Raw genomic sequence first — 9,264 nt, 5'->3', positions numbered from 1 at the left:
AGCCAATGTAAATCTTGTCGAACTGTTTAGAATATAAAATGTAAACGGTAAACATACTGTTCTGCAAAAAAAAAAAAGCCCACATTTCTGTGAGCTTTTGCCTTAGTAGCGGGGAGCAGGATCGAACTGCCGTCCGCCAGCTGGCGGATATGAATTCCTGCGCTCTAACCATCTGATGGCATGAGAATATTCTTATTGCATCAATAGTTGCTTTCTGATGAACTCTCTACCTTTGGCAGACTTTAGCTGCTTTTCTCTTCTGAGTGCTTCTGATCTACTTTCGAAAACTTCTGTATGGAGAATTTCCCAAGGTCTGAATTTTATCGTGTAACCTTTCGTTGCCAATGCATTGTGCGACAACAGCCTTTGTTCTAGATTGCTGGTGTAGCCAATGTAAATCTTGTCGAACTGTTTAGAATATAAAATGTAAACGGTAAACATGCTGTTCTGCAAAAAAAAAAGCCCACATTTCTGTGAGCTTTTACCTAGTAGCGGGGAGCAGGATCGAACTGCCGACCTCAGGGTTATGAATCCTGCGCTCTAACCATCTGAGCTACCCCGCCGAAAAATTTCGAGCTGCAAATATAGGATTTAATACCATAAACAAGAAAATTATTTGAAAAGGTTTTTTTGTCGAAATGATAAGCCTCCCATAGCTTGTTTTCTAATTATTTAGCTAATAATAAAAGGCTCAAATCTAATAGATGTAGCAAAAAAAATACTTATTTCCTAAAACTTTGCTTTTATAAAAGAAAATACTTTTCTTTAGAAAAATATAAATCAGAAGTTAGGATGTCAGAAAAGAAGAAATTTACATTAGAATACGCAATAAGGTCATCTCCACGTATACTATATAGCTTTATAAGCGAGCCAAATGGTTTGGCGCAGTGGTTTGCTGATGATGTAATTTTTAGAGACCAAACCTATACTTTTACTTGGGATGGAGAGGTGCAAAAAGCGAAACTCATTAGCGCAAAAGAAAATAAGCTCGTGAAGTTTAAATGGGTCGATGATGAACCTTATTGCTATACAGAAATGGAAATTGTTCAAGATGAACTTACCAATGATGTAGCTTTGGCCATCACAGATTTTGCTACAGAAGATACTATCCAAGAGAGAAAGCAAATTTGGGATAACCAAATTACTTATCTTCTTAGCGTACTAGGAGCCTAAGTTTAATCGTTTTTGCTGTAATAGGTAGCTAACACTTTTAACTTTTCATTGGCTTTGCCTATCTTTGCATAGTTGAAAAAGATCCATTTATTGCTGATAAAGGCTTTTCTTAGGCCTTTTGCCGTCACATTTTTTATTGTGATGTTTATTCTATTGATGTTCTTTTTGTTTAAGTACGTCGATGATTTGATAGGCAAAGGCTTTGAGTGGTATGTAATTGCCGAGCTAATGATGTACGCATCGGCATCTAACGTGGCCATGGCACTGCCCTTGGCTATTCTGCTATCCTCTATCATGACCTTTGGTAACTTGGGTGAAAATTACGAGCTGGTTGCCATTAAATCTGCCGGAGTTTCACTGCGTAAAGCCATGCAGCCACTTCTAGTGCTCATTGTAGGCTTGGCGGTAGCTTCGTTCTTCTTTTCAGATTATATGCTGCCCAAGGCCAACCTTAAATACGGTTCGCTACTTTGGGATGTACGAAATAAAAAACTATCCTTCCTTATTAAGCCAGGCGTGTTTAACAACAGTATTCCAGGCTATTCTATGCGTGTAGAGCGTAAAGGCGAAGGTGCTATAGATTCGCTTTACGGCATCATGATTTACGACCATAATGGCGGAAACGGCATCCCGCAGATTATTATGGCTCAGAAGGGTAAAATGTCTAAAACGTCTGATGGTAACTACATGGTACTTAACTTGGTGAATGGCGTACGTTACCAAGAAGCGGCATCTAACAGTGGTGGTTATAACCCACGGCAGTCGTTAACGCGTATGCGCTTTAAACAAACTGAGGTGAAATTCGACTTCAGTAGTTTTAAGGACATGACCCGTACACAGGAAGAGAATTTCAAGAACAATGCACCTATGCTCAACAGAAAAGAGCTATTGCATAGGCGAGATTCCTTAACCAAAGATCTGGACAGCGTGGGTAAAGCATTGCAAACCAATGCCCAATATTACTTCAAGCAAAACAGTTATGTAAAGGGCTATACTAAAGTTAAAACGCCACCTGCAACTATTAAGGGTAGTGTGCTTATGGTACTGCCAAAAGACCAGCGGATACAAGCCCTGCAAGGTGCATACGACCAAGTTGATGCCTTAAAACAGACCATAAAAGGTCAATTGTCAGAATACGAATTTAGAAGTAAGGAAATTTTACGGGCAAAAATAGAATATCAACGTAAATATACTTTGGCGGTGTCTTGTTTGTTGCTATTCTTCATCGGCGCACCACTAGGGGCTATTATCCGCAAAGGTGGTTTAGGTTTGCCGGTGGTAATTGCTGTAATTTTCTTCCTTTTCTATCATATTATCTCTACAGTGTCTGAAAAATCTGCTAAAGAAGGCTCTTTAGATCCTATTGTTGGTATGTGGATGGCTATTTTCATACTCACGCCGGTCGGAATTTTCTTAACTTACAAGGCTACGGTAGATTCTGCGCTTTTCGATATCGATTACTACAAACAAACGGTGGTTGGGCTGTTCAAAAAACTTGGCAAGAAGAAAGCTGTAGAACCTAGTTAGGTGAAGAAACCATAACGGTAATTTCTATTAGTGAATAAGAAAATGTGTGGTCGTGCTCATGGCGACCGTTGTCCCGCTATCCGCTTTACTTGGGGCAACACGTAGGTTTGCCCCTATGTGCTCGCTTCTATCGGGTTTAATTCACAAAAACCTGTGCAAAGCACCTGTAAACCATGCTCGTTTAGCCTTTGCGTTCTTTGCGAAACTCTTATTTTCTTAGCATTAATTAACCGCAAAGTTTTCGGAGGTTTGGCAAGTACGTAAAGTTGTTGTACAATTTTGCCACCTAAACCCGATGGAAATGAAAAGCCCGCAAGCGAGGAACGAGTGCGGACTTGTAATGTACAGCGGGGCTGCGCTGAGATAGCAGTACGAAAATTGCTTTTCTAATTATAGAATGCTCTTTCAGATAAAATAAACCCTTTTGCAACTGTACACTAAACTTACGTTATAATTATAATTCAGTACAATTATTGCTGTTAAAGGTTGTACCTTTGTACTCAAATTAAAGTGAGGCGAAAACCTCATTCATTTTGTTATAAAGCCAAAATGGAAATTAAATTAAATACAATAGAAGAAGCGCTGGCCGATGTTAGGGCTGGCAAAATTATCATAGTAGTTGATGATGAGGATCGTGAAAACGAAGGCGATTTTTTAACTGCGGCTAGAAATGTAACGCCAGAGATCATCAATTTCATGTCTAAATATGGACGTGGTTTAATCTGTGCACCGCTTATTGAAGAAATGTGCGATAAGTTGGAGTTGAATTTAATGGTGCAGAACAACACCGTTTTACATCAAACGCCATTTACGGTATCTGTAGATTTGATTGGGCAGGGTTGTACCACAGGGATCTCGGCACATGATAGGGCTAAAACGGTGCAAGCGTTAATTAATCCGGCTACCAAACCAGAAGATTTAGGTAGACCTGGACATATTTTCCCGCTTAGGGCTAGAAAAGAAGGTGTTTTACGTAGAACTGGACATACGGAAGCTACCATAGATATTGCTCGTTTGGCTGGTTTTGAACCTGCTGGTGTGCTGGTAGAAATTATGAACGAAGATGGCACAATGGCTCGTTTGCCAGATTTGATGCTGATTGCCAAGCAACACGATTTAAAAATCATTTCTATTAAAGATTTGATCAGTTATCGTTTGGCTGCCGAGAGTTTAATTAAGGAGGAAGTTACGGTAAACTTGCCTACACAATGGGGAGATTTTAAGATGACTGCTTATACGCAACTTAGCAATGGCGCTACGCATTTAGCTATTTCTAAAGGCGAGTGGCAAGAAGGCGAGCCTGTTTTAACACGTATCCACAGTTCTTGTGTTACTGGAGATATTTTTGGTTCGTGCCGTTGCGACTGCGGCCCACAATTGCATAAGGCTATGGAAATGATTGACAAGGAGGGGAAAGGCCTAATTGTGTACATGAACCAAGAGGGTAGAGGTATTGGCTTGGTAAACAAGCTGCATGCTTACAACTTGCAAGATGCTGGTTTGGATACTGCCGAAGCGAACATTCAGTTAGGTTTTAAGGTAGACGAACGTGATTATGGTGTTGGTGCACAAATTTTAAGGGCGCAGGGTATTACCAAAATGAAATTGATGTCTAACAATCCGACAAAAAGAGCTGGCCTGATTGGCTACGGTTTAGAGATTGTAGAAAATATTGAAATTGAGATAGAAAGCAATAAGCATAACGAATCTTACTTAATTGCGAAGAGAGATAAAATGGGCCATCAGATTTTGAAGGGCTAAATACTTATTGAACTATAAGAAAGCGTCAGGAGTTAAATATTTCTGGCGCTTTTTTATTTAACGTGAGTTTTGGGTCTTAATCTAGTCTAACAGACCCTGAAATAAATTTACTGCGTAGCTTTCCGCTTCGCTACAGGTTAGGGTGACGGGATATGGGCGTTTCGTCATGCTGAATTTATTTTACTCCGTAGCTTTCCGTTTCACTACAGGTCAGCATCAGCTTTTAAGGCAGCTTTAAACAATACTCGAAATCAATAAATGTACAAACATCTGATAATCAGATGTAAACACCCGTAACTCACGTTATTTACGTTAAATTGGAAAGGAACATTTTGTTCGAGATGGCGAAAGAGGACTTGAGACCAATATTATTTCCGTTGATTTTTCTTGCTCTCGTTAATGATCGCTTCTTTGCTAATACGTTGCTTCTCTTTCTCTGCTTCTTTCTTTTTCTGCTCTCTACGGTACTTGCCCGATATTTTCTGCATCAGCTCAGCAAAAGTATCAAATTGTTGATTGTAGATTAATCCTAGCGAAGTGATATTTCTGAACGGATCTATACCCGGATTGGCAAATATACTTTGTATGGTAGGCGGTTTGTTAGCCACTTTACCTACCAAACTACCGTCTTTCTTAATCAATCCTAAAACCTCAACTTCGCGGCCAACCTGATTTCTAAAACCGATGGTGTTATCTATAGAACTTTTGCTCATATCGGTAATTCCGGCGTTTACAATTACCCTATCGTTAAAGAATTTGAACGAGGCACTGGCTTCGTTAAATGACCTGATGTTAATATCAACGAAGTTTAAATTTAAACTAGAAAGTACATTGTTAAGCTGGTTAAAGATTAAATCGGTTGCTGTACCTGTACCTACAGAACCTAACTGCTGACTTAAATTTTCTGAACCTGTGCCTGGGGCAAACCTGCGCTGAATAATTAAGCTCAGCGCTTGCGTATTCATGTTGTTGCCATCGTTAAAGTAAGATTGCAATTCCTCTTTAACCGCTGGTAAGGTTGGGAAGAAAATATCAAGTTTAATGTCTGGTTTCATCAAAAGTCCCGTTAATCCCATTTCTACCTCGGTTTGGGCAACTTGTGTAGCGTTACTACTTCCATCACGGTTTGCAGCTTGGTATAAATCGCCAAGTGCAGCACGTAGCATGTAAATTGCTTTAAGGTTAATTTGTGCATTAACTGGGTTTCCTGTCCATCTAATTGTTCCACCTTGCCTAATCTCAAAGCGCTTGTTGATTACTTCTCTCGCCGTAAAATCAAATACACCACTTTCAATAATGTAATCGCCCTTCATTTCGAAATCGCCAACTTTAGAAATATTTAGTTCTAGATCTGCATTTCCTGTACCACTTAGTTTACCTAAAACTGTAAATATATTCACCGTAGTATTAGGATCTACCGATAGCTTAAACCTCATGCTCAAACCTTCGAAACTACTTTGTTTCTTTACCACTTTCGTAGTGTCTTTGCTCACAAAGGTGATGAAGTCCTTATCGGTTACCGTTTCGGAACTGTTAAGCGGAAGGCTAAAAACCGTTCCTTTCTCTGTTTTCGCATCAATGTCAATAAACATATCGTTGGTAGGCCCTCTGAAAGAGAATTTACCGGTTCCGTAGGCTTTACCAAAATAAATCGCATTATCTTTTGAAGTAGTATTCAGTGCCATTAAGCCCTTAGCTTCTAGCTCTACCTGTATGTTTGGGTTGTTAATGTCCTTCAAATCTACACTACCGTTTGCAGTTCCAGTGTGTCCCTCTAAATCCTTTAAAACTAGATCGTTTAATTGAATAGCACTATTGTTTACCGAAACTTGATCGTCTATTATATAGGTGGTTTTAAGGTAGTTAACCGTCAGTTGTGCTTTGTTAAGCGTAATATCTCCATTAATCAAAGGCTGATCGAAAGGACCTTTAACTGTTAAATCTGCCGAAACCTTTCCTTTTAGATTAGACACCAGCTTATTTAAGAAAGGAGTTAGAATTGCCAATTCACTATTGTTCAGGTTTACCTTTAGGTCAATTTGCTTTTGGGCGGCATCCAGATTTCCCGTTATATTGAATGTTTCTCTGTCAGCAGCAACAATTTTAGTATAAACCGAAGCAATTTTACTGGTGCTGTTAAACGAAGAAGTATCCGTAAGGCTACCGATATAGGTATTGTTAAAGCTGAGCGAATCAATATGCAGGCTATCTCTTACCTGCGGCGATTTGAGTATACTATTGATTCTTGCTTTTCCGTTGGCTATTCCTGCAAAGCTAAATCCAGATCCTTTCATAAATGGATTAATGGTAGAAAGCCTAAAGTTTTCTAATGTCACCAATAGGGCATCTGAAGGGTCGTCAGAAATGACACCGTCTATTTTCAAATCTTGCTTTCCGTTGCTTAATGAAAAGTTTTCGACTTTGGTTTTTCCTCCATTAAAACTAATCTGAACCTTGTCTTCAATGTTCCAATCCTCGTAGTTTATTTTTAAGTTGGATGGTAAAATACTGATTTTAGATGTGTCTGGTAAGAACTCAACCAAGCCGTTTAAATCCAGTTGGTTGGCATCGTCTGCGTTAGATAGTTTTACGTTGAGGGCCAAACTATCGTTACGCAAAATGTTTGAAATGTTGACGTTCTTAATGTAAAGACTGTCATTCAGATCTACTCGATCTGAAGAGATAATTGCTGTGAGCTGTCTTTCGGAAGTGTTTTGATCAATGATAATATTATTTGCAACTACGCCATTATATTTAAGGCGCTTGATAATGCCCCCCATAGTGGCTGTTTTGTTCCTCGAATCAAAGGCTCCAACCAGTAACGACTGTTCGTCGATTTCCAAACCTGGAGAAATCAATTCGGCAATAGGTTCAAAGTCTTTAATTTTTAGTCTAAAATCAAATACCTGCGTTTTGTAATTAACAATCTCTGTTTTTAATGATGGGATATAGGTTTTTGCAATGGTTTTAAAGTAGGATACAATAGTTCCTAAATCGTACTGACCTTTAATGCCTGCTTCCAAAATATCAGAATTGATGCTTAAACTTCTATCTAAGCCAGTGCCTCTGGCGTTAAGAAACACAGAATCTACTTTGTAAATACCTCTTAGGTTGTTAAGTGTGATTTCTTGCAGCAGTAGACTACCTTGAATATTGTCGAGATTAGTTCCAGAAAAATTGGTGCTAAATATCGCATCTACCTTAAGCGAATCTTTGTAGAGTTTCAAGGTTTTTAAACGGGCATTTCGAATGTCGGCTTTGAAATTGAAAATCGGTAGTTCTGGGTTTAAATTTACGCCACCATCAAAGTCCAACTGTACATTCTTGTCGTTAACTTTTAAGCTTCCATCGAAAAATTTCTTCTCAAAAGTACCATTAATGTTGATGTTGCGATATCTATACCCTTTGAAATCTAAATAACTGATTTGCCCTTTCAATTCTTCGCTCAAATCTTTAACCTCGGTGCCACGCCCTTTAATGTAAAGTTCTGAGCTAATTCTGCCCAATAATTTTTCGTTAAGAAGATCGCCAATGTGGAAGTCGTAGGTTTTTACATTTCCAGAGTAAGAAGGCACCCCTTTCTTATCAATCTTCATGTTAACGTCCGATTGTAAACGGCCTAGTTTTGTTTTAAATTCTCCAAAGGCGATAAAATCGTTCTGGAAACCGGTAAAACGTCCATTAAAGTTAATGTTGCCAAATTTATTAACAATGTCTGGAATTGATTTAACACGTTTACCCGTTAGATCTGTGAGGATATTATCTAAGTCGGTTTTGTTAGTTCCGGCTAAATCAATTCTCATATCCATGAAAGTTTCGTTCCAATTGGGAAGTCCTTTCATGTTAAAATCTCCTTTAATGTAGGTTGCTCTTCCCGCTTTCACGGAAAGTTTTTTTGCCCTTAAATCATTAACTAAGCCAGTTATTTGACCGTCAACCTCCAAATCTAACTTCATGTTTTTTAACGCTGGTGCGAAAAAAGCTACATCACTTGAAGATATGTGGCTGTTTATAAAGTTAGCCTTCATCCTCACCTTATTTTCGTAATCACTAAAATCTTTGAAGGTTTTAAACTTCATCTGATAATAATCGGTGAGGCGGGTTTTATTGGTTACGAGTAGTAGGTTTTTCAGTTCTATGGCATTGCTATCTACAGTAGTAAATGCACTTAGGTTTTTAAGATAAAAGCCGCTTTTTTCTCTTAACGTTAGGTTTTTGATGTTAGCTTGGATGAGGTGATCCTTGGTATTAAATCCCTCAAAAATACCATTCATTTCAGTTACATCTACGTCCTCAAAGTTTACACCTTCAACTTTTTGAGTGTCTCTAAGGTTCTTGTATTTAAAATGAAGATTATTAATGATAATTCGATCGAAAAGAATTTCAAATTTCTTCTTCTTTTTCTTGGGTTTCTTAGGTTCGCCGCTGTCAAAGTAATCGATGATAAAATCAAGGTTGGAATTTCCATCTAATTGATTTTTCAAGAAAAACGTGCCATCGTTTAGCTGAACAGTGTTGATGTCCAAAATCCTCTCTTTGAGTGATAAACGGTTAAGGTCAACTAAAAACTTTGGAAAATGAGCTAAAGTATCTTTTTGCAAGTCTAAAACCAACAGTTCTTCTAATACAACAGACTTAAAGGGTTTTACATATAAGCCTCCAATACTTACGGTTGTATTTAATTCTTTAGATAAATAATCTGCAGCTTTTTTGGCTACATAGGTCTGTACAGGCTTAAACTGTAGGGAAAAGAGTACGCCTGCAACCAAAATAATGATCGAAGCGATAATCCACAGAAGTATT

The 9,264-nt window shown here is 38.4% G+C and carries 5 protein-coding genes and 1 tRNA gene; 3 read left to right on the top strand and 3 right to left on the bottom strand.

Annotated features, from left to right (window positions below; all coding sequences use genetic code 11):
- Positions 1-192: 192 nt before the first annotated feature.
- Together REI64_RS09230 and REI64_RS09225 are read right to left on the bottom strand one after the other, a co-directional pair.
- Positions 193-441 carry a GIY-YIG nuclease family protein gene (locus REI64_RS09230; protein ID WP_308849825.1) on the bottom strand — a complete coding sequence of 83 codons (249 nt, stop codon included), beginning with the start codon at positions 439-441 and terminating at the stop codon, positions 193-195.
- A 48-nt stretch (positions 442-489) separates the two neighbouring features.
- Positions 490-563 (bottom strand) — tRNA-Met (locus tag REI64_RS09225).
- A 229-nt stretch (positions 564-792) separates the two neighbouring features.
- Between REI64_RS09225 and REI64_RS09220 the strand changes: the two genes are divergently transcribed.
- From REI64_RS09220 to REI64_RS09210, 3 genes are all read left to right on the top strand, one after another.
- A complete protein-coding gene (locus REI64_RS09220; protein WP_308849824.1) occupies positions 793-1,173 on the top strand; it encodes an START-like domain-containing protein in 381 nt (126 codons plus the stop codon).
- Positions 1,174-1,245: 72 nt separating this feature from the next.
- Positions 1,246-2,700: an LptF/LptG family permease gene (locus REI64_RS09215; protein WP_308849823.1), complete on the top strand. Its 1,455-nt coding sequence runs from the start codon at positions 1,246-1,248 to the stop codon at positions 2,698-2,700.
- A gap of 549 nt (positions 2,701-3,249) precedes the next feature.
- Positions 3,250-4,461, top strand: a complete 1,212-nt coding sequence (locus REI64_RS09210) for a bifunctional 3,4-dihydroxy-2-butanone-4-phosphate synthase/GTP cyclohydrolase II (protein WP_308849822.1) — start codon at positions 3,250-3,252, stop codon at positions 4,459-4,461.
- A 368-nt stretch (positions 4,462-4,829) separates the two neighbouring features.
- Here the strand turns inward: REI64_RS09210 and REI64_RS09205 are convergent, their stop codons facing one another.
- Entirely contained in the window at positions 4,830-9,230 is a 4,401-nt protein-coding gene (locus REI64_RS09205) for a translocation/assembly module TamB domain-containing protein (protein ID WP_308849821.1), read from the bottom strand.
- Between the last annotated feature and the right edge of the window lie 34 nt (positions 9,231-9,264).

It is taken from the genome of Pedobacter sp., assembly GCF_031119335.1.
Taxonomy (GTDB): Bacteria; Bacteroidota; Bacteroidia; order Sphingobacteriales; family Sphingobacteriaceae; genus Pedobacter.
The sequence above is the reverse complement of the archived record's forward strand: the minus strand, read 5'-3'. Positions and strand labels throughout refer to the sequence as shown.

Bases quoted from the DNA above. Each gene is read 5' to 3' on its own strand.
- REI64_RS09230 (WP_308849825.1), bottom strand. From the start codon at position 441: ATGTTTACCGTTTACATTTTATATTCTAAACAGTTCGACAAGATTTAC.
- REI64_RS09220 (WP_308849824.1), top strand. From the start codon at position 793: ATGTCAGAAAAGAAGAAATTTACATTAGAATACGCAATAAGGTCATCT.
- REI64_RS09210 (WP_308849822.1), top strand. From the start codon at position 3,250: ATGGAAATTAAATTAAATACAATAGAAGAAGCGCTGGCCGATGTTAGG.